Annotated in this window: 22 protein-coding genes; 14 read left to right on the forward strand and 8 right to left on the reverse strand. The window is 71.1% G+C overall.

Translation table 11 applies throughout. From position 1 onward, the window contains the following. The first annotated feature begins 12 nt into the window (after positions 1–12). The 4 genes from JHN45_RS00750 to JHN45_RS00765 are packed head-to-tail and all read left to right on the forward strand — an operon-like array spanning position 13 to position 3291. Positions 13–969 (forward strand): LLM class F420-dependent oxidoreductase, encoded by a 957-nt coding sequence (locus tag JHN45_RS00750; protein ID WP_201047559.1) that lies wholly within the window; start codon positions 13–15, stop codon positions 967–969. Continuing rightward, positions 966–2024: a CaiB/BaiF CoA-transferase family protein gene (locus JHN45_RS00755; RefSeq protein WP_201047560.1), complete on the forward strand. Its 1059-nt coding sequence runs from the start codon at positions 966–968 to the stop codon at positions 2022–2024. The genes JHN45_RS00750 and JHN45_RS00755 overlap by 4 nt, the downstream gene beginning before the upstream one ends. Beyond that, complete coding sequence (locus tag JHN45_RS00760; RefSeq protein ID WP_201047561.1) at positions 2021–2476, forward strand: VOC family protein; 456 nt, start codon at positions 2021–2023, stop codon at positions 2474–2476. The genes JHN45_RS00755 and JHN45_RS00760 overlap by 4 nt, the downstream gene beginning before the upstream one ends. Next, the gene (locus JHN45_RS00765) at positions 2473–3291 is read left to right on the forward strand and encodes an SDR family oxidoreductase (protein WP_200711220.1); all 819 of its coding nucleotides are present in this window, start codon (positions 2473–2475) and stop codon (positions 3289–3291) included. Before JHN45_RS00760 ends, JHN45_RS00765 begins: the two co-directional genes overlap by 4 nt. 12 nt (positions 3292–3303) lie before the next feature. On the opposite strand, the gene JHN45_RS00770 is transcribed toward JHN45_RS00765, so the two are convergent. From JHN45_RS00770 to JHN45_RS00780, 3 genes are all read right to left on the reverse strand, one after another. Beyond that, on the reverse strand, positions 3304–3474 hold the full coding sequence (locus JHN45_RS00770; protein ID WP_374192752.1) for a hypothetical protein: 171 nt from the start codon (positions 3472–3474) through the stop codon (positions 3304–3306). A gap of 137 nt (positions 3475–3611) precedes the next feature. Continuing rightward, positions 3612–4364: an SDR family NAD(P)-dependent oxidoreductase gene (locus tag JHN45_RS00775; RefSeq protein ID WP_201047562.1), complete on the reverse strand. Its 753-nt coding sequence runs from the start codon at positions 4362–4364 to the stop codon at positions 3612–3614. A 5-nt stretch (positions 4365–4369) separates the two neighbouring features. Continuing rightward, complete coding sequence (locus tag JHN45_RS00780; protein ID WP_200711223.1) at positions 4370–5131, reverse strand: SDR family NAD(P)-dependent oxidoreductase; 762 nt, start codon at positions 5129–5131, stop codon at positions 4370–4372. A 66-nt stretch (positions 5132–5197) separates the two neighbouring features. Here JHN45_RS00780 and JHN45_RS00785 point away from each other — a divergent pair, with 66 nt between their 5' ends. Genes JHN45_RS00785 through JHN45_RS00795 form a run of 3 tightly spaced genes read left to right on the forward strand, consistent with a single transcriptional unit; the run spans position 5198 to position 8570 of the window. Continuing rightward, positions 5198–6619 carry a class I adenylate-forming enzyme family protein gene (locus tag JHN45_RS00785; RefSeq protein WP_201047563.1) on the forward strand — a complete coding sequence of 474 codons (1422 nt, stop codon included), beginning with the start codon at positions 5198–5200 and terminating at the stop codon, positions 6617–6619. Continuing rightward, the gene (locus JHN45_RS00790; RefSeq protein ID WP_201047564.1) at positions 6612–7760 is read left to right on the forward strand and encodes a thiolase family protein; all 1149 of its coding nucleotides are present in this window, start codon (positions 6612–6614) and stop codon (positions 7758–7760) included. Before JHN45_RS00785 ends, JHN45_RS00790 begins: the two co-directional genes overlap by 8 nt. Before the next feature lie 48 nt (positions 7761–7808). Continuing rightward, a complete protein-coding gene (locus JHN45_RS00795) occupies positions 7809–8570 on the forward strand; it encodes an SDR family NAD(P)-dependent oxidoreductase (RefSeq protein WP_201047565.1) in 762 nt (253 codons plus the stop codon). Positions 8571–8579: 9 nt separating this feature from the next. Here JHN45_RS00795 and JHN45_RS00800 read toward each other — a convergent pair whose 3' ends face one another. From JHN45_RS00800 to JHN45_RS00815, 4 genes are read right to left on the reverse strand one after another with little or no spacing between them, the layout of a single operon-like run. Beyond that, a complete protein-coding gene (locus JHN45_RS00800; protein ID WP_201047566.1) occupies positions 8580–9383 on the reverse strand; it encodes an acyl-CoA thioesterase II in 804 nt (267 codons plus the stop codon). A 42-nt stretch (positions 9384–9425) separates the two neighbouring features. Continuing rightward, entirely contained in the window at positions 9426–10211 is a 786-nt protein-coding gene (locus tag JHN45_RS00805) for an acyl-CoA dehydrogenase family protein (RefSeq protein WP_201047567.1), read from the reverse strand. Positions 10212–10213: 2 nt separating this feature from the next. Beyond that, on the reverse strand, positions 10214–11329 hold the full coding sequence (locus JHN45_RS00810; protein WP_201047568.1) for an acyl-CoA dehydrogenase family protein: 1116 nt from the start codon (positions 11327–11329) through the stop codon (positions 10214–10216). After that, entirely contained in the window at positions 11326–11721 is a 396-nt protein-coding gene (locus tag JHN45_RS00815; protein ID WP_201047569.1) for a nuclear transport factor 2 family protein, read from the reverse strand. The genes JHN45_RS00810 and JHN45_RS00815 overlap by 4 nt, the downstream gene beginning before the upstream one ends. 210 nt (positions 11722–11931) lie before the next feature. On the opposite strand from JHN45_RS00815, the gene JHN45_RS00820 reads away from it, so the two are divergent. From JHN45_RS00820 to JHN45_RS00850, 7 genes are read left to right on the forward strand one after another with little or no spacing between them, the layout of a single operon-like run. Continuing rightward, positions 11932–14046: an ABC transporter permease gene (locus JHN45_RS00820; protein ID WP_201047570.1), complete on the forward strand. Its 2115-nt coding sequence runs from the start codon at positions 11932–11934 to the stop codon at positions 14044–14046. Then, the gene (locus JHN45_RS00825; RefSeq protein WP_043259620.1) at positions 14027–14737 is read left to right on the forward strand and encodes an ABC transporter ATP-binding protein; all 711 of its coding nucleotides are present in this window, start codon (positions 14027–14029) and stop codon (positions 14735–14737) included. Before JHN45_RS00820 ends, JHN45_RS00825 begins: the two co-directional genes overlap by 20 nt. Further along, entirely contained in the window at positions 14734–15441 is a 708-nt protein-coding gene (locus JHN45_RS00830) for an ABC transporter ATP-binding protein (protein WP_201047571.1), read from the forward strand. The genes JHN45_RS00825 and JHN45_RS00830 overlap by 4 nt, the downstream gene beginning before the upstream one ends. Continuing rightward, the gene (locus JHN45_RS00835) at positions 15438–15821 is read left to right on the forward strand and encodes a hypothetical protein (protein WP_200711233.1); all 384 of its coding nucleotides are present in this window, start codon (positions 15438–15440) and stop codon (positions 15819–15821) included. The genes JHN45_RS00830 and JHN45_RS00835 overlap by 4 nt, the downstream gene beginning before the upstream one ends. After that, positions 15787–16104 (forward strand): hypothetical protein, encoded by a 318-nt coding sequence (locus JHN45_RS00840; RefSeq protein WP_201047572.1) that lies wholly within the window; start codon positions 15787–15789, stop codon positions 16102–16104. The genes JHN45_RS00835 and JHN45_RS00840 overlap by 35 nt, the downstream gene beginning before the upstream one ends. A 25-nt stretch (positions 16105–16129) precedes the next feature. Next, positions 16130–17425 carry an amidohydrolase family protein gene (locus tag JHN45_RS00845; RefSeq protein ID WP_200711235.1) on the forward strand — a complete coding sequence of 432 codons (1296 nt, stop codon included), beginning with the start codon at positions 16130–16132 and terminating at the stop codon, positions 17423–17425. Next, positions 17422–18150, forward strand: a complete 729-nt coding sequence (locus JHN45_RS00850) for an enoyl-CoA hydratase-related protein (protein WP_201047573.1) — start codon at positions 17422–17424, stop codon at positions 18148–18150. Before JHN45_RS00845 ends, JHN45_RS00850 begins: the two co-directional genes overlap by 4 nt. A gap of 47 nt (positions 18151–18197) precedes the next feature. Here the strand turns inward: JHN45_RS00850 and JHN45_RS00855 are convergent, their stop codons facing one another. Next, a complete protein-coding gene (locus JHN45_RS00855; protein WP_201047574.1) occupies positions 18198–19166 on the reverse strand; it encodes an enoyl-CoA hydratase/isomerase family protein in 969 nt (322 codons plus the stop codon). Positions 19167–19175 lie beyond the last annotated feature (9 nt).

Consider the following 19175-nt stretch of genomic DNA (forward strand, 5'->3'; position numbering starts at 1 on the left):
CCTGGAGGCAGCGTGCGCATCGGAGTGATGATCGGGCCCGAGCGCGGGGACTCGGTCCGCAAGGTCACGCGCATGATCGACGACGTGAAATGGGCCGAGAAGGCGGGTTTCGACACCGTGTGGGTGCCGCAGATCCCGACCGACTTCGACGCCCTCACCGCGATCGCGCTCATGGGCGCGCGCACCGAGCGGATCGAACTGGGCACCGCAGTCGTGCCGTTGCAGGCCCAGCACCCCATCGCCCTTGCCCGGCAGGCGATTTCGGCCCAGGCAGCGGCAGGAGGACGGCTCGCTCTCGGCCTCGGGCCGTCCCACCACTGGATCGTCCAGGACATGCTCGGACTGCCGTACGAGAAACCGGCCGCGCTCACCCGTGACTACCTGGACGTCCTGGACGCCGCGTTCGGCGGAACGGACATGGTCGACGTCGAGAACGACACCTTCACCGTCCACAACCCGCTCACCCTCGCCCCCGTCTCGCGGCTGCCGGTCCTGCTCGCGGCCCTCGGCCCGGTCATGCTGCGCATCGCCGGGGAACGGGCCGACGGGACCGTGCTGTGGATGGCCGACGAACGCGCGGTCGCCGAACACGTCGTGCCCCGCATCACCAAGGCCGCCGAGAGCGCCGGACGGCCGGCGCCCCGGATCGTCGCGGGCATCCCGGTCTGCCTGTGCAGCCCCGACCGCGTCGACGAGGCCCGCGAGCGCGCCAACCGCATCCTCGGCGAGGCCGAGATCTCGCCCAACTACCAGCGCCTGCTGGACTACGGCGACGCCCGCGACGTCGGCGACCTGTGCGCGGCCGGCGACGAGAACGCCATCGCCGCCCGCTTCCAGCGGTTCGCGGACGCGGGGGTGACCGACCTGTCCGTACGACTGCTGCCCATCGGCGACAACCGCGACGAACTCGTCGCCTCCAAGTACCGCACCCGCGACATGCTCGCCAGCCTCGCCGCGGACCTGCGATGACCGCCGGACCGCTGTACGGCATCCGCGTCCTGGAGGTCGGCCACATGCTGGCGGGCCCCTACGCCACGATGATGCTCGCCGACCTCGGCGCCGAGGTCACCAAGATCGAGCCGCCCGGCGGGGACATCTCGCGCCAGGTGAGCGACGCCTACTTCGCCAGCCTCAACCGCGGCAAGCGCAGCGTCCGCCTCGACCTCACGACCGCCGAGGGACAGGCCGGACTCGGTGAACTCGTCGCCGACGCCCACGCGTTGCTCGTCAACCTCAAACCGTCGGCGATCCACCGGCTGGGGCTGACCTACGACGTACTGCGGAAGTGGAACGAGCGGATCGTGTGCGTCGCACTCACCGGATACGGGCTCGCGGCGGGCGACGAACCCGCCTTCGACTACGTGGTCCAGGCGGCCACCGGCGTCGCCGCCCTCACCGGCGACCCGGACGGTCCGCCGACCCTCCCCGGCTACTCCTCCGCCGACAACTCATCAGGCCTTACGGCCGCGTTGGGACTCCTCGCCCACATCGTCTCCGGGCGCGGCGGCCAAGTGGAGGTGTCCCTGCGGGATGTGATGCTGTCTCAGCTCAACTACCGCGCCTCCGCCTACCTCAACGAGGGCGCCGAACCACGCCGACTGCCGCTCGGGGCGCACTCCTTCTACGTACCGGCCCAGCTCTTCCCCACGGCCGAGGGCTACTTGGCGCTCTTCATCACCCACGACGGCTTCTGGAAGTCCTTCGCCGCCGAGGCCGGACTCCAGGGTTTTCCCACCATGGCGGAACGGGCGGAGCGCCGGGAGGAAGTACTCGCCGCCGTCACGGACGCCCTGGCCGGCGACACGGCCGCGTCCTGGGAGGCGCGACTGCGTCCGCTCGGGGTGCCGGCCGCCGCCGTACGGACGCTGCCGCAGGCGCTCGCAGCCACGCCGGAGGCCGTGGTGACGGCCGGGGACTTCCGATTGGTCCGCAGTCCTGTCCGGGTCGCCGGGTACGAGCCCGACTACGGGCCGCCGCCCCGCCTCGGCGAGCACGACGTTTCCGAGGCGGTGGTGGAGTCATGAGGGCCGAGGATCAATTTCATCTCGGGCTTGTCGTCGAGGACTTCGAAGCGACCCTGGCCGAGTTCTCGGATGCCTTCGGGTACGAGTGGTGCGCCGAGATCGGGGGAGCGGTTCCGCTGGCGCTGCCGACCGGAGACGCTGTTCTCGACATCAGCTGCGCCTACTCCCGGACACTCCCCCGACTGGAGATCATCCGACGGGTGCCGGGCACCTTGTGGGAGCCGGTGGCCGGTGGGGGAGTGCACCACGTCGGCTACTGGTCCGACGACGTCGCCGCCGACGCGGCCGAACTCACCGCGCAGGGCTTCGTGACCGAGGCGCGCCGGGTCGGCTCCGGGGGCGCGCCCTTCGCCTTTCTGCGCGGGCCCAGCGGTCTGCTCGTGGAACTCGTGGACCGGGTGGCGCGGCCGGGCCTGGAGAAGTACTGGAGCCACGGAGGAGGGACCGCATGACGACCGTGGGCATCGCGACCGGGGCCGGGCGCGGCATGGGACTGGCCTGCGCACGACGTCTCGCCGACCTCGTGGACACACTGCTGCTGGTGGACCGCGACGAACCGGCCGTCACCGCCGCCGCGAAGGAACTGTCCGCCGCGGACACGGAGGTGAGGATCGAACCCTTCGTCCTCGACATCACCGACCCGGCCGGACTCGCCCAACTCGCCTCCCTCACAGCCGAATTGGGCACCCTCAGGGCCGTCTCCCACGCCGCCGGGATCTCGCCCACCATGGCCGACTGGCGGCGCATCTTCGAGGTCGACCTCGTCGGCACCGCGCGCCTCGCGGAGGCCCTCCGTCCGCTCGCCACCGAGGGAACGGCACTGGTGTGCTTCGCCTCGATGGCCCCGCTGCTCGGCAACCTGGACGCCGATCCCGCCGTAGCGGCGATCCTCGACGACCCGCTCCAGGACGACTTCCTCGACCGGCTCCGGGACGCCCTCGGGCCCGCCGTAGAGGACTCCGGGCTCGCCTACGCGTGGGCGAAGCACGGGGTGCACCGGTTCGTGCGACGGGAGGCGGTGCGGCTGGGGCCGTACGGTGCCCGCGCGTGTTCCGTGTCGCCGGGTGTCATCGACACCCCTCAGGGGCGGCAGGAGGCGGAAGCCCAGCCCGCGATGGCCGCGCTCGTGGAACGGACACCGCTCGGCCGGACGGGGCGGGCCGAGGATGTCGCGGCGGCGGTGGCGTTCCTGCTGTCGGACGAGGCCGCTTTCGTCTCCGGGATCGACCTTCTCGTCGACGGTGGGGTGTGCGCGGCGGTCCGGTGACGCCTTGCCGTGTCAGCGCCGACGTCCGCTGCGGCGTGCGGACCAGCCCGTCCCCAGGCCGGCCGAGTGCGCGGCGAGGAAGGCCAGTCCGAGGAGCATGAGGCTCGTCGGGGTGAAGGCCAGCTGGGTCGATGTCTCGGTGACACGGATGAGGAAGGCGATGACGAAGAGCGCGGCAGCCACAAAGGCAAGCATCTGAGAACCCCTACGAATGGACGACGAGCCACCGGAGATCCCGGCGGCTCGTCGTTCCGTGTGCCCCCGATGGCGCCGATCAGTCGTGCCCACCGCGACTCGCGTACTCAGGCCCAACTCGTCGTTCAGGCAAGGGATTCCGAGCGCTGCACGGTACCCGTGAGGCCCGTGGCGTCCTGGCCCGCGAGGAGGACCGCGGCCCTCGCCATCGCCTCCGGCGGCTCCACCATCTCCGGCGGGATCTCCCGGCCCCCGCCCCCGGCCTGCCATCCCTCCGTCAGCACCACCCGTGACGGAGCGAGGCAGTTGACCGCGATGTTGTCTTTCCGCAGGTCGGCGGCGAGCCCCAGATAGAGGCGCTCGACCGCCGCCTTGGACACCCAGTACGCGTTGGCGCCCCGGTCCGTCATGCCCACTCCGCCGGTCGTCACGGCCACCAACGACCCACCGCCACGCGCGCGTACGTGGGGAATCACGGCCCGGGTCACCAGGAACACCCCGGTCAGATTGACGTCCAGACACAGCTGCCAGCGCTTCAGCGGCGTCGACTCGACCGGACCGAGCCACAGCACCCCGGCATTGGCGACGAGAATGTCGATCCCGCCGAACTCCGCGACCGTGGCGGCGACGGCCGCGTCGACCGAGGCCTCGTCGCTCACATCACAGGGCACCGGCAGCGCGCGCCCGCCCGCCGCCGTGATCCGGTCCGCGACCGAGTGGATCGTGCCGGGCAGCCGGCCCTCCCGCTCGGAGCGCGCGGCGACCGCGACCGACGCGCCCGCCTCGGCGAGCGCCAGCGCGACCGTACGGCCGATGCCACGGCTGGCGCCCGCGACGAACGCGACCTTGCCCTTCAACGGGCCGCTCACGTCGGTCACTTCCCCTACTTCGGCGGGAAGCGGAGGGCGCCGTCGAGGCGGACGACCTCGCCGTTGAGGTAGTCGTTCTCGACGATGTGCTGGACCAGCGACGCGTACTCCGGTGACTGGCCCATGCGCTTCGGGTACGGCACCTGCGGCCCCCAGTAGGCCTCCAGTTGGGGGCCCGCCTTGCCGTAGGCCGGCGTGTTGAAGGTGCCCGGCGCGATGGTGACGACCCGGATGCCGAGCGGGGAGAGGTCGCGGGCGGCGACCAGGGTCATACTGACGACTCCGCCCTTGGCTGCCGCGTAAGGGAGTTGGCCGATCTGGCCCTCGTACGCGGCGATCGACGCCGTGCTGACGATGACACCCCGGCCGCCGTCCAGCGGCTCCTGACGGGCCATCGCGGCGGCGGCCAGGCGCAGCACGTTGAACACGCCGGTGAGATACACGTCGATCGTCGTGCGGAAACCCGCGAGGTCAAGGGGGGAGCCGTCCTTGCCGACCAGCCGGCCCCCGCTCGCCGGGCCGCCGTGCGCGTCCACCGAGATCCTGAGCGGTCCCGCCGACTCCGCCTCGGCCAGGGCGGCTTGGACGTCGTCCTCGGAGGTGGCGTCGGTGCGCACATAGCGCACACCCAACTCCTGCTCCAGGGCCTTGCCCTTCTCGTCGGCCAGATCGGCTACGACGACCTTCGCTCCCGCCGCGTGCAGCCGACGGACGGTGGCCTCGCCCAGGCCGCCCGCCCCGCCGACGACAACCGCGGAGCTCCCACTGATCTGCATCAAGGATTTCCTCTCTTGCGAACAGCGCTCTAGTGAGACGAGAATAGCATTCTCATGAATATAACCATGATTCTCGAGATGGTGGCCTCGGGCGGCGACCGACCGGTGGTCACGGCGAACGGCCGCTCCCTGACCGCCTCGGACCTGCTCGCCCGCGCCCGCGCCGCCGCGCACCGCTTCCAGGGCCACCCGGCCGTGCTCTATCTGAGCCCCAGTCACCTCGCCTACCCGGTGGCCCTGTTCGGCGCCGCCCTGGCGGGCATCCCGTTCATCCCCCTCAACTACCGCCTCGGCGAACACCAGTTGAACCGCCTCCTGGCCCGCCACCCCGGCGCCCTCGTCCTGCGCCCCGCCGACCTCGACGCCCTGCTGATCGCCGAAAAGGACACCGACGTAACGGAGTTGGCCCAGGTCCAGGATCAGGACTCGGTCGCCGTGGTCCTCTACACCAGCGGCACGACCGCCGAACCCAAGGCGGCCCTGCTGCGCCACCGCCACCTGCTGGCCTATGTGCTGAACACCCAGGAGTTCGCCTCCGCCGAGGAGGGCGACGCGTCGCTGGTGGCGGTCCCGCCGTACCACGTGGCCGGGTTGATGAACCTGCTGACGAACCTCTACTCGGGCCGCCGCCTCGTGTACCTCTCCGCCTTCGACGCGGAGGAGTGGCTGGCGACCGCGCGCCGCGAACAGGTCACCCACGCACTCGTCGTGCCCACCATGCTGGCCCGCATCGTCGCCGAGGTCCCGGCGGACGACGCCGGAACGCCCACACTCCGCAGCCTGGCCTACGGCGGCGCCAGGACCCCGCTGCCCGTCGTGGAGCGGGCGCTGCGGATCTTCCCCGGGACGGGGTTCGTCAACGCGTACGGCCTGACCGAGACGGCCTCTTCGGTCGCGGTGCTGGGGCCCGACGACCACCGCGAGGCGCTGGCATCCGCCGACCCGGCAGTACGGGACCGACTCGGCTCCGTGGGGCGGCCGTTGCCCGGAGTCGAGATCGAGATCCGCGGAGAGGACGGGAAACCGGTCGGGACCGGGGAGACCGGGCTGGTCTTCCTGCGCGGTGATCAGGTCTCCGGCGAATACGGCGGACGTACGGCCCTCGACGCAGACGGCTGGTTCCCCACGCGGGACCGGGGGCGCCTGGACGTCAACGGCTATCTGTTCATCGAGGGCCGCGCCGACGACACCATCATCCGCGGCGGCGAGAACATCGCTCCCGCCGAGATAGAGGACGTTCTCGTCGCCCACCCCGGAATCGTGGAGGCCGCGGTGATCGGCGTGCCCGACCCCGAGTGGGGGCAACGGATCGTCGCCGTCGTGGTCGGCGAGGGCGATCCGGCGGAGGTCCGCCAGTGGGTCAGGGACCGGCTGCGCTCCTCCAAGACCCCCGACACGATCGTCTTCCGCGCCGAACTGCCCAAGACCGAGACCGGAAAGCTGCTGCGCCGCACCCTGCTGGCCGAGTTGGAGACCACCCATGCCTGAAGCAGTCCTCGTGTCCGCCCTGCGTACCCCCGTCGGCACCGCCGTCAAGGGCACCCTCCGCGACACCACCGCGTTCGACCTGGCCCACCACATCGTCGCCGCCGCTGCCGCCACGGAGGGGCTCGACCCGGACGCCGTCGACGACGTCATCCTCGGTGAGGGCCTGTACGGCGGCGGGGTCGTGGCCCGGCACGCGGCACTCACCGTGGGGCTGACCTCGGTACCGGGCCTCGCCCACAACCGGCACTGCGCCGCCGGTCTCGCGGCCGTGCAGAGCGCGGCGGGCAGCATCCGCGCGGGCATGGACGAACTCGTCATCGCCGGCGGCGTCAACTCGGCTTCAACGTCCCCGAAACTGCGTTTCCGCGTGGACGGTGAGTGGGTCGAGCCGTGGAGTCCGCCCACGCATCCCGACCGCCCCGACACCCCCAACCTGGACATGTCGATCACGGTCGGCTGGAACACCGCCGTACGGGCCGGTCTCAGCCGCGCAGACATGGACGCCTGGGCGCTGCGCTCGCACCAGAACGCGATTCGCGCCATCGACGAAGGCCGTTTCGACGCCGAGCTGGTACCCATCGACACACCGCACGGTCTGTTCTCCGTCGACGAACACCCGCGCCGCACCACGAGCCTGGAGAAGCTGGCCTCGCTCAAGCCGCTGCACCCGGAGATAGACGGCTTCTCCATCACGGCGGGCAACGCGGGCGGCGCCAACGACGGTGCCGCGGCCCTGGTGGTGGCCAGCGACCGGCTCGGCTTGCCCGCACTCGCCGTCGTCCGCTCCTGGGCCTCGGTCGGCGCCGACCCCGCCGAGACCGGCCTCACCCCCGTGAAGGTCATCCCCAAAGCCCTTGCCCGCGCGGGACTTTCGACATCAGACGTCGACCTCTTCGAGATCAACGAGGCCTTCGCCGCCGTGCCCGTCGCCGCGGTGAAACTGCTCGGGCTCGACCCCGACCGCGTGAACGTCAACGGCAGCGGCTGTTCCCTCGGCCACCCGGTCGCCGCGACCGGCGCCCGGATGCTGGTGACGCTGGTGCACGAACTGCGCCGCCGAGGCGGTGGCATCGGCGTCGCCGCGATGTGCGCGGGCGGCGGCATGGGCTCCGCCACGGTCATCGAGGTGCCGGCGCCATAGTGCTCACGTACGGCAAGGGCGGGGAGTCGATGCGATGAGGGGAATGTCGTGGAGGGCTTGAAGGAGAAGGTCGTTCTCGTCGCCGGCGCGGCCACCGGACTGGGTGCCGCGTCGGCACGGCGGCTCGCGGACGAGGGCGCCAGGGTCGTCGTCGCCGACCTCGATGTCGAGGGCGCCCGGCGGACCGCCTCGGCCATCGGTGACGCCGGTGGCGAGGCGGTCGGAGTGGGTTTCGACATCGCCGACGAGGACTCGGTGGGCGATTTGGTGACGACCACTGTGCGGTCGTACGGCGGCCTGGATGCGGTCCACATCAACGCGGGCGACATGGGTGCGGTCTCCAAGGACACCGACGTCGTCGACATGGACCTCGCGGTCTGGGACCGGACCTTCGCCGTCAATCTGCGGGGCCACATGCTCGTCACGCGATACGCCGTTCCCGAACTCCTCGCCCGGGGCGGCGGCGCGCTCGTCTACACCTCGTCCATCGCGGCCTTCACCGGCGAGGCCGCGCGCCCCGCCTACTCGGCGACCAAGGCGGGCATCAACGCCCTCGCCCGCCATGTCGCCTCCCGCTGGGGCAGAGAGGGCATCCGGGCCAACGCGGTCGCCCCCGGTCTGATCCTGACCCCGGCCATCCAGGAGGGCGCCGCCCCGGACCTGCTGGAGGCACTGCTCGCCCGTACCCGCAGCACCCGGCACGGCCGCGCCGACGACATCGCCGCGATGGTCGCCCACCTGATGTCCGACTCGGGAGCCTGGATCAACGGCCAGGTCATCAATGTCGACGGCGGCACCGTGATGCGCTGAGCGGGGGTCCTACTCGACCGTACGGAAGCGGAGCAGGGCCTCTTGCGCGAACGAGGCGACCAAGGACCCCTGCGCGGTGAGGACATCGCCCCGGCCGTAGCAGCGGCCGTGGGCGATGAGCGGGCTCCGGTGGCGCAGGACAAGCCAGTCGTCCGTCGTGAAAGGGCGGTGGAACCACACCGTGTGCGCGGTGACGGCGGACGTGAACGCCGTCCCCGAGTCGTGCTGGGTGACGCCTTCCAGCGGGCGAAGCGCCGTACCGATCAGGCTCAGATCGCTCGCGTACGCCGTCAACGCGGGCGCGAGTTCCGGCGCCACCGCCGGTGTACGCATCCACAGGTCGTACTCGGGCGGTTCCGACTTCGGCGAGTCCACCTCCACGGTGGCCCGGGTGTCCCAAGGGAGCAGGGAGAGGTCCACGTCGTGCTCGGCTCCCGGCACCGACGGCATCGGGAACGCGATCTGCTGATCCGGCCCCTCCTCGTGGGAGTGCAGCGACACGGCAGCGACGGCAGCGACACCCTGCGTCTGACGCGCCACGACCGTCAACGTGGCGAAGGAACCGCCCTCATGATGACGCGTCACCTCGTACCGCACCGGCTCCTGCGGCCGTCCCGCCCGCGCGAACTGCACATGAAGGCTCTTGACCGCCTTGTCGGGGCAGGCCAGTTGGGCGGCCCGGACACTCTGCGCGAGCAACTGCCCGCCGAAGATGCGGTGATAGCCGAGTTGTTGGTTGCGACCCTCGAACACGGCACCGGGCTGGACGTCGAGATCCAGGCAGGAGAGCAGGTCGCTCCAGAGATCGGTCACTGATGTCACTCCTCGGTCGATCACAGGCGGACGAGCTGTCGATCACAGATGGACGAGCCGCGGCGCGGACCCGCCGGCCCGCAGCAGCGCACCGGCCTCGCGCGTCAACTCCCGTGCGCTGCCCAGGAGTCCGTCCAGCACCATGGCCCGCCGCACATGCCGGTGCAGATCGTGCTCAGCGGTGAAGCCGATCCCGCCCAGGACCTGCTGGCAGTGCCGGGCCGCCGTCAGCGCCGCCTGCCCGGCCGCGGCCTTGGCGAGCAGTGCGCCGAGATCGTCGGTGGCGGCCACAAGGGTGGCCTCGGCGCCGTCCAGCGCCACGAGGGTCTCGGCGAGCCGGTGCCGTACGGCCTGGAAGGAGGCGAGCGGGCGGCCGAACTGGACGCGGTCCACGGCGTGTTGGCGGGCCAGCGCGAGCATGGCGCGGCCCGTCCCGAGCAGCCACCAGCCGAGCGCGACCCGACCGGTGGCGAGTGGGACAGGGGCTCCGGCGGGCACGGAACGCAGGGGCAGTTCGGCGTCCAGGGTCGCCCCGGCCGCACTGTCGTCGCGCTCCCAGACGATCCATGCACCGCCCGTGTACGGCAGCGGCAGGGTGCCGCCGAGCGGACGGCCCGCCGCGCCGAGCAGGACGTCGTTGAGGAGGGGCGCGTGGGCGCCGGTCTCGCCGAGCAGGCGGAAGGCGAGCGGGACGGCGATGTCCGGCTGTTCGGCGAGGAGTTCGGCCCAGCCTAGGTCGGCCAGGGCGGTGTCCAGGGCCTGTCCCGAGGCCGCCGTCATCGTCTTGCGGAGCGTCTCGGCGAGCAGGTCCCGTTCGGCTGCGTCCACGGCTACTCCTTCCCCAGGTCGAGCAGTCGGCGCGCGATGATGTTCCGCTGGATCTCGGCCGTACCGCCGTAGATGGTCGCCGCCTTGGAGTACAGGTACTCCGAGCGCCATGGCGTGTCCGCCAACTCCAGTACGCCGGGCAGGAGATCGCGCACGGTCTCGAAGAGGCGTTGCTCGGCGGTGGCCAGCAGCACCTTGTCGACCGAGGTCTCCGCGCCCAGCCGCTCGCCCTCGGCCAGCCGTCGCTGCGTGGCGTGGGAGCGGCAGCGGACGGTGTGCAACGCCAGGTAGGCGGCGCCGAGTTCGGCGTCGTCAGGGATGTTCGTCTCGGCCAGCAGGCGGTCAAGTCGCGTGTAGAGATGGGCGATCCGGTGCCAGAAGCAGGTGGAGCGCTCGTGCGGGAGCAGGTCCATCGCCAGGCGCCAGCCGTCGCCGGGTTGGCCGAGCATCCGGTCGGCGGGCACGATCACGTCGTCGAAGAACACCTCGGCGAACTCGTCCACGCCGTGCATCGTGCGCAGTGGCCGGACGGTGATGCCGGGGGTGTCCATGTCGACGAAGAACGCGGTGATTCCGTTGTGGCCCGGCGCGGTGCGGGTCAACAGGACGCAGCGGGCGGCGAATTGGGCCAGGCTCGTCCACACCTTCTGGCCGCTGATCACCCAGTGGTCGTCGCGCGGAACGGCCCGCGTGGTGAGGGAGGCGAGGTCGCTGCCGGAGCCGGGTTCGGAGAAGCCCTGGCACCACTGCTCACGGCCGCTGAGCAGCCGGGGGACCATCTCTGCGGCGAGCGCGGGCGGGGCGTACGAGATCATCGTCGGGGCGAGGACCTCGACCATCGAGTAGATGCCAGGTTCGGCCAACTCCCTTGTGGCGACCTCTTCGCCGAGGACCGCCCTGAGCACCGCGGGCCCGCCGAGCCCCCTCACCTCGGCGGGCCAGCCGTACCGCATCCAGTCCGCGTCGTACAACGCCCGGCGGACCCGGGCCAGTTGAGCGACCTGGGCGTCCAGGGAGTGGTCGGGGCCGGGGGACAGGTCGTGCTCGTCCAGCCAGCCGCGCAGGTCCGAGCGGAAGTCGGCGGCGTTCACGTACCCGGGCGCGGAGGCGGCGTTCATGTTCCCGGACGCTGATAGGCGTGCGGGCGGCCCGAGTCGTGCGCTCCGCTGCGGCGGATGAACGTCATCGCGCGGGTGCGCAGCCGCCACCCCTCGTCCGTGCGGACGTAGGTGTCGTTGTAGTAGCCGATCCGCATGCCGTGCGTGGCGTGGTCGACGAAACACAGCGGCTGGGTGCCGGTGGCGGTGTCGCCGGACAGGTCGACGGCCGGTGTACCTGTGAGGAACAGCCCCTTGGGGGCGGCGGCCACGAGCGCCGGGAACTCGTCGAGGCCGTAGGAGTCCCCGAAGGCGCTGTACGTGCCGTCGGGCGTGAAGACCGCCAGCACGCCGTCCAGGTCGCCGCGCGTGATGCACACCGCGTAGCGGGCGAGGAGCTGCTGGATCTCCATCAGGTCGTCGGTCGGACCCGGGGGAGGAGCCGGAACAGGCAAGGAGGACAAGGACTTTCCGCCCTTCACCATGAGTGAGAATGTCATTCTCTCAGATGAGTGGCAGATTTCCATGCTGCGTGAGGCGACGTCAACAGTCTCTGTCTGAATGGTTGATTCTCCGTAGATGAGAAGCTAGTTTCCAGCGATGGAGAGGGGAGATCCGACGCGATGGACCAGTTCCTCACCTTCGGGATCGTCGGCCTGAGCACGGCCGCGATCTATGCCGTCATCGGCAGTGGGCTCGTGCTCACCTACACCACCACCGGTGTGTTCAACTTCGCGCACGGCGCGGCCGGCATGCTGTCCGCGTTCATGTACTGGCAGCTGACCGTCGGCTGGGGCTGGCCCGTTCCGGTCGCCCTGGCCGTGGTGCTGCTCGTGCTCGCCCCCGGCTTCGGACTGCTCGTCGAGCGGTTCGTACTGCGGCCGGTCCAAGCCCTCGGCGAAGCCGAACGGCTCGTCATGACGGTCGCGCTGCTCAGCGGACTCATCGCCGCGGCGCGCTGGATCTGGGACCCGAACGTGGCCCGCCCGCTGCCGATGTTCTTCGCCGGCCGCAAGCCGTTCCACGTGGGGCCGGCCGTCATCACCTGGCACCAGGCGATCACCATGGCGGTGGCCGTCGCCGTCGCGATCGGCCTGCGCGTCCTGCTCTACCGCACCCGCGCCGGAGCCGAGATGCGCGCGGCCGTCGACGACCGGGCACTGGTCGGTCTGACCGGCGCGGACCCGGTCCGGGCGGGCCGGGTCTCCTGGATCCTGGGCACTCAACTGGCCGCGATCGGCGGCATCCTGATCGCCCCGACGGTCACACTCGACGCCGCCCAGCTCTCCCTGCTGATCGTGAGCGCGTACACCGCGGCCGTCTTCGGCAGGCTGCGCAGCCTGCCGCTCACCTTCCTCGGCGCTGTCGTCGTCGGCTGCATGGAGAGCTACCTGACCGGCTACCTCCCGCAGAACGAATACCTCCCCGGACTACGGCTCGCCGCCCCCGCACTCCTCCTCTTCCTCGCCCTGCTGGTCTTCCCGCACCGCCGCCTGCGCGGCCGGGAACGACGGCTCGCCCGTGTACCGGTGCCGAGCGCGCGCGGCACACTCGTGTTCGCCGCGGTGGTCATCGCCTTCGGCGCGATCCTGGCCTCCCTCCTCGGGGAAGCCGACCTCATCACCTACGGAGCGATCTTCTCGCTGGGCGTGGTGGCCCTCTCCTACGTCCCGCTCGCCGGGTACGCCGGACAGGTCTCCCTGTGCCAGCTGAGCATGGCCGGCATCGGCGCGGTCGTCTGGGGACACCTCGGCGCCCACGGCCAACTGTGGGCGCTCGGTGCCGCGATCCTGGTCTCGGCGGCGGCCGGAGCACTGGTCGCGCTCCCCGCACTACGGCTCTCCGGTGTGTATCTCGCTCTGGGCACAGCCGCGTTCGCCGTGATCCTCGACCGCTGGATCTTCACCATCCCGGCCTTCCACGTCTTCGGCCTGCGGATCGCCCTGTTCGACCAGGGCTCGGTGGACATCTCAGGACCCCACCTCTTCGGCCTACGGCTCGACAGCGGACGCCAGTTGATGGTGTTCGCCGCAGTCTGCCTCGCCCTCGCCTCGATCGGTGTGGCGGCCCTGCGCCGCAGCCGCTTCGGGCGGCGGCTCATAGCCCTGCGTGACAGCGAGGCCGCGTACGCCACCCTGGGCGGCAACCTGTTGGTCGCGAAGGTCGCGGTGTTCGCCCTCGCCTCCGGCATCGCCGGACTCGGCGGAGCGCTGTACGGAATGCAGCAACGCACGGTCACCGCCGACCAGTTCAGCCTGATCGCGGGACTGCCGATCTTCCTCGTCGCCGTGGTCGGCGGGCTCGGCGCGGTCGGCAACGGGCTCTTCGCCGGCACCGCCTTCGCCGGCCCGACGAACGCCCTGATCGCCGTAGCCCCCGGTACCGCGAACCTGGTCGCCCTGCTTCCGGGCCTCGCCGGCGTCGGACTCGGCCACAACCCCGACGGCATCGTCTCCCGCTTCCGCCGCCAGTGGGAGCCCCTCGCCCGCGACCGCATCGCCCTGCCCGCCCTGCTCTGCGTCCTCGCCCTGGCCTGGGCGCTGCGCTTCGGCGACGTCATCAACGACTGGACGTACTACGGCGGTTCACTGCTGCTCGCCGTCGCGCTGCGCACCTGGGCCGACGCCCGCCAGGCCGTTCCGACCGAGCCGGAGATCCCCGTCGAGTGGTGGGGCCTACGGCGCGAATGGCGCCCCGAGGACGAGGAGGTGCTGGCCCGTGGCATCGCTGCAGGTTAGTGGAGTGACCGTCTCCTTCGGTGGGAACCGTGCTCTCGACGGAGTCGCGCTGACCGCCGAGGCGGGCCGGGTCACCGGACTCATCGGCCCCAACGGGGCAGGAAAAAGTACCCTGTTCGACGTCGCCTCCGGACTACGCAGACCGTCCTCGGGGCAGGTCCGGCTGGACGGCCGTGACGTGACCAGGGCCCGGCCCTCCGCGCGCGCCCGGCACGGACTGGCCCGCACCTTCCAACGCCTGGAACTCTTCGGCCGGTTGAGCGTGCGCGACAACCTCCTCGTCGCCGCCGAACTCGGCCCCGAACGCCGCCGGGCGGAGCAGGTCGTCACCGAGATCCTGCACCGCCTCGACCTCACCGACGTCGCCGACACCTCACCCGACGCCCTCCCCACCGGAGTCGGCCGCCTGGTCGAGGTCGGCAGGGCCCTCGCGATCCGCCCGAAGGTGCTCCTCCTCGACGAACCCGCCGCCGGACAGGACGCGGAGGAGACCGAACGCTTCGCGGAACTCCTGCGCGCCCTCACGGAGGACGGCACCGCCGTCGTCCTCGTCGAGCACGACATGAGCCTCGTGATGGCGGTCTGCGACGAGGTGTACGTCCTCGACCTCGGCAAGATCATCGCCGTAGGGCCGCCCGAGGTGATCCGCAGCGACGAAACGGTACTCGCCGCCTATCTGGGGGACGCGTGAGCGCACTTCTCGAACTGCGCGGCATCCGCGCCGCCCATGAACGCATCACCGTCCTGCACGGCGTCGACCTCGACGTCGCCGCCGGACAGGTGGTGGCGCTGCTCGGCCCGAACGGCGCCGGAAAGACCACCACCCTGCGCGTCGCCGCCGGAGTCCACCCGGTCGAGTCAGGTCAACTCCTGCTCGGCGGAAGGGACATGACCGGCGCCTTCCCCCGCGACCTGGCCCGCGCCGGAGTCTGCCTCATCCCCGAGGGGCGAGGCGTGTTCCCGAACCTGTCCGTCCGCGACAACCTCCTGATGATGACCTTCACGGGCCGCAGCCGCGAGGAGATCGAGGAGATCGCGTTCGCCCGCTTCCCGGTCCTGGCGCAGCGCGCCGGACAGGCCGCGGGCACCCTCTCGGGCGGCGAGCAGCAGATGCTCGCCCTCGCCCGCGGCCTGGCCACCGACCCCGCCGTGCTGCTGCTCGACGAACTCTCCATGGGGCTGGCCCCGTTGGTCGTCGGCCGGCTCTACGAGCAGGTCGGCGAAATCGCCCGGCAGGGCGTGGCAGTCCTGGTGGTTGAGCAGTTCGCCGCCGCGGTTCTCGACATCTGCGACCATGCCGCCGTCCTCGTCCGCGGCCGGGTCGAACGGCAGGGCCACCCCGACGGCGGCCTGCGCGCCGAACTGTCCGCTCTCTACCTGGGGAGTTCCACATGACGTCCACCGAGACGCGAGCGGACCGCTTCGTCCGCGAACTCACCGTCCTGAAAATCCCGGACCCGGCCGCCGGAAGGTCCGCCCTCTGGCTGCGCGCGGGCGCCGCCCTGATGACGATCGGCGTCGTCCTCGGCGTGAGCGCCTACTTCATCTCGCACAACACCAGCGACCCGCTGGTCCAGAACGACGCCCTCACCCTCGGCCTCGCCGCGGTCGCCGGAAGCGTCGTCGGCTCCGCGCTCTTCCTGCGGTACTCGCTCACCGGCTTCCTGCGGTACTGGATGGCCCGTCAGTCCTACGACGTGGAACTCCTCGCCGACCGCCTGCTCGAAAGGGAACTCCGCCATGACCCCACCGGCACCGACGCCGCGCCCCGGTGACCAACTCGCCAGCACCGTCTGCGGCACCCGCGTGGTCGTCATCCGCGCACCCGCCGACGTACAGCCCCAACTGGCCTGCGGCGGCAGCCCGTTGGTGCCCGCGGCCGACGCGCCCCCGGCGAAGCCCGGACCGGCCGGCACCACCACCCTCATCGGCAAACGGTACGTCGACGCCGGCGGGACGCTCGAACTGCTCTGCACCGCCTCCGGCGCGGGCGAACTCACCTGTGACGGCGCCCCCATGACCCTGAAGGCGGCCAAGCCGCTGCCCGCCTCCGACTGACCGACCCACCCCCGAAGGAGCCGTCATGGACCGCGACGACCTCATCCTCATCAGCGTCGACGACCACATCATCGAACCCCCCGACATGTTCGTGAACCACCTCCCCGAGCGCTACAAGAAAGACGCGCCCCAACTGGTGCACCGGGACGACGGAACCGACGTCTGGCAGTTCCGCGGCGTCACCATCACCAACTCGGCGCTCAACGCCGTGGCCGGCCGCCCCAAGGAGGAGTACGGCGTCGAACCGCAGGGCCTCGACGAGATCCGCCCCGGCTGTTACGACGTGCACGAGCGCATCAAGGACATGAACGCGGGCGGCATCCTCGCCCAGATGAACTTCCCGTCCTTCCCCGGCTTCTCGGCCCGGCTCTTCGCCACCGAGGACGCCGACTTCTCCCTCGCGCTCGTCCGGGCCTACAACGACTGGCACATCGACGAGTGGTGCGCCGCCTACCCGGGCCGCTTCATCCCGATGGCGCTGCCCGCCATCTGGGACGCGGAGCTGTGCGCGGCGGAGGTCCGCCGGGTCGCCGAGAAGGGCGTTCACTCCCTCACCTTCACCGAGAACCCCGCCGTCCTCGGCTACCCGAGCTTCCACGACCCGTACTGGAACCCGCTGTGGCGCGCGCTGTCCGACACGGACACCGTCATGTCGGTGCACATCGGCTCGTCCGGCAGGCTCGCCGTCCCGGCCGCCGACTCCCCGCCCGACGTGATGATCACGCTCCAGCCGATGAACATCGTCTCCGCCGCCGCCGACCTGCTCTGGTCGCAGCCGGTCAAGGAGTTCCCGAATCTGAAGATCGCCCTCTCGGAAGGCGGAACGGGCTGGATCCCGTACTTCCTGGAGCGCCTCGACCGCACCTTCGAGATGCACTCCACCTGGACCCTCCAGGACTTCGGCGGCAAGCTGCCCTCCGAGGTCTTCCGCGAGCACTTCCTGACCTGCTTCATCACCGACAAACTGGGCGTACGACTCCGCCACGACATCGGCATCGACAACATCTGCTGGGAGGGCGACTACCCGCACAGCGACTCCCTCTGGCCGGACGCGCCCGAGCAGCTGCACGACGTGCTGTCGAGCTGCGACGTCCCCGACGACGACGCCAGGAAGATCACCTTCGAGAACGCGATGCGCTGGTACTCCTTCGACCCCTTCGCGCACATCCCGCGCGAACAGGCCACCGTGGGCGCGCTGCGCAAGGCGGCCGAGGGCCACGACGTCACCACCCGCTCGCGCAGCCACCAACTCATCGAGCCCGCAGAGAAGTTGGAGGCGTTCCGCTCCAAGGCCCGGGCGGCCGTGGCGGCGGCCCGATGAGCGACCTGATCCTGACGGAACGGGTCGGCGCCGTCCTGGTGGCGACCCTGAACCGTCCCGAGGTCCGAAACGCCATGAGCCCGGAGCTGATTGACGACCTGTCAGCCGTGCTGCGGGAGGCGGACGCCGACCCGGCGGTCCGGGCGATCGTCCTCACGGGCGCCGGAACGGTCTTCTGCTCCGGCATGGACCTCAAGGCGTTCGCGAAGGGCGGCGGCACATTCGACGGCCTGGTGTGGTTCTTCCGCGAGGGCATCGCCACCCCGGTGATCGCCGCCCTCAACGGCTCGGCACTCGCCGGCGGCTTCGAACTCGCCCTGGCCTGCGACCTGGTGGTGGCCGCCGAGGACGCAAAGCTGGGCATCGCCGAGGTCAAACGGGGCCTCTTCGCGGCCGGTGGCGGTACGACCCTCGCCGACCGGGTGCCGCTGGCCGTCGCCCTGGAGATGGGGCTGACCGGCGAACTCGTCACGGCGGCGGACGCCAAGCAGTTCGGCCTGGTCAACCGAGCCGTACCGGCCGAGCGGGTACGGGAGACCGCGCTGGACCTGGCCGCACGCATCGCCGAGAACGGTCCTCTCGGTGTCGCGATGACCAAGAAGCTTATGCGGGAGCGCCGTTGGGCCGAGCCGGAAGAGGTCGAGGCGGTGTTCAGGAGCGCCGACGCGGCGGAGGGGGCACGGGCCTTCGCCGAACGCCGTAGTCCTGTGTGGACCGGGAAGTGACCGAACTCCGGTGTCTTCGACGACTGTTGGAGACACCGGAGTGAGGCTCAGGAGCGGACCGCTTCCTGAGCATCGGCGGTCACGTCGTCGGTGTCGCCGATCTCGTCGACCAACCCCCAGCGCAGTGCGTCTACGACGCTCAACTCCGCGCCGGACAGGGCGAGATACGCGGTCCGCTCCCGACCGACCCGGAGCGGGACGCTCGCCGTGCCGCCCGCACCCGGAATCAGCCCCATCCCGATCTCCGGCAACCGGATCACCGTGTCCGGCGCGGCGACCACCCGCCCCGCGAAGGCGGCGAGCTCGATCCCCGCGCCGACACAGGCCCCGTGCAGATGCGCGGTCACACGCGACGCGCACCGGTGCAGGAGCGCGGCCGGACTCCGATGGACCCGCACGAGATGCGCGTGCGCGGGATCACGGGACGTACCGAACTCGGCGAGATCGCCCCCACTGCAGAACGTTGGACCGTTCCCGTACAGGTCGACGCGGGTGATCGACGGGTCGGCCACGGCCACCTGGAGCGCCTCGCACAGCGCGTCCCGCGTCGCCGCGTCGAACGCGTTGCGCACCCAGGGCCGGTCCAGCGTGACGGACAACCGGGAACCATCACGACCGAGCCGTACGGGAGTCTCGGCCGGGCGGTGCGTACGCCGGGGGGCGGCGGCCAGCCAGGACCGGAAGGTGGCTCCGCCCTGAAGCGTCGAGTAGGCCAGGGATTCGAGAACCAGCCTGTCCGGGACCGAGAGCCCGCTGCCCATCCGTAGCACCTGCACCAGCGCGACGGACGCGGCGGGCCGACTCTCGATGATGTGCCCCAGCTCCCGAGCCGTGGCCTGCGGATCCGCGCACGACACCCACGGCCTGGGCGGATCGGGGACAGCGGTGAGCAGTACGTCGTACCCGTCGATCGAGTCCTTGGGCGCTGCGGCCACACCGATCACGACACGGTCGCGGGCGGCTGGTTCCCACGTGGGGGCGCGGTCGAGATCGACGATCACGAAGGGTGACTCCACGGTGATCTC

Origin of the sequence: Streptomyces sp. MBT53 (assembly GCF_016654115.1) — a bacterium.
Taxonomy (GTDB): domain Bacteria; phylum Actinomycetota; class Actinomycetes; order Streptomycetales; family Streptomycetaceae; genus Streptomyces.

What these genes read in the sequence shown, in the direction of transcription:
- JHN45_RS00755 (WP_201047560.1), top strand. Translation starts at nt 966, where the DNA reads ATGACCGCCGGACCGCTGTACGGCATCCGCGTCCTGGAGGTCGGCCAC.
- JHN45_RS00760 (WP_201047561.1), top strand. Translation starts at nt 2,021, where the DNA reads ATGAGGGCCGAGGATCAATTTCATCTCGGGCTTGTCGTCGAGGACTTC.
- JHN45_RS00765 (WP_200711220.1), top strand. Translation starts at nt 2,473, where the DNA reads ATGACGACCGTGGGCATCGCGACCGGGGCCGGGCGCGGCATGGGACTG.
- JHN45_RS00780 (WP_200711223.1), bottom strand. Translation starts at nt 5,131, where the DNA reads ATGCAGATCAGTGGGAGCTCCGCGGTTGTCGTCGGCGGGGCGGGCGGC.
- JHN45_RS00785 (WP_201047563.1), top strand. Translation starts at nt 5,198, where the DNA reads ATGATTCTCGAGATGGTGGCCTCGGGCGGCGACCGACCGGTGGTCACG.
- JHN45_RS00790 (WP_201047564.1), top strand. Translation starts at nt 6,612, where the DNA reads ATGCCTGAAGCAGTCCTCGTGTCCGCCCTGCGTACCCCCGTCGGCACC.
- JHN45_RS00810 (WP_201047568.1), bottom strand. Translation starts at nt 11,329, where the DNA reads ATGAACGCCGCCTCCGCGCCCGGGTACGTGAACGCCGCCGACTTCCGC.
- JHN45_RS00815 (WP_201047569.1), bottom strand. Translation starts at nt 11,721, where the DNA reads ATGGAGATCCAGCAGCTCCTCGCCCGCTACGCGGTGTGCATCACGCGC.
- JHN45_RS00820 (WP_201047570.1), top strand. Translation starts at nt 11,932, where the DNA reads ATGGACCAGTTCCTCACCTTCGGGATCGTCGGCCTGAGCACGGCCGCG.
- JHN45_RS00835 (WP_200711233.1), top strand. Translation starts at nt 15,438, where the DNA reads ATGACGTCCACCGAGACGCGAGCGGACCGCTTCGTCCGCGAACTCACC.
- JHN45_RS00840 (WP_201047572.1), top strand. Translation starts at nt 15,787, where the DNA reads ATGACCCCACCGGCACCGACGCCGCGCCCCGGTGACCAACTCGCCAGC.
- JHN45_RS00845 (WP_200711235.1), top strand. Translation starts at nt 16,130, where the DNA reads ATGGACCGCGACGACCTCATCCTCATCAGCGTCGACGACCACATCATC.
- JHN45_RS00850 (WP_201047573.1), top strand. Translation starts at nt 17,422, where the DNA reads ATGAGCGACCTGATCCTGACGGAACGGGTCGGCGCCGTCCTGGTGGCG.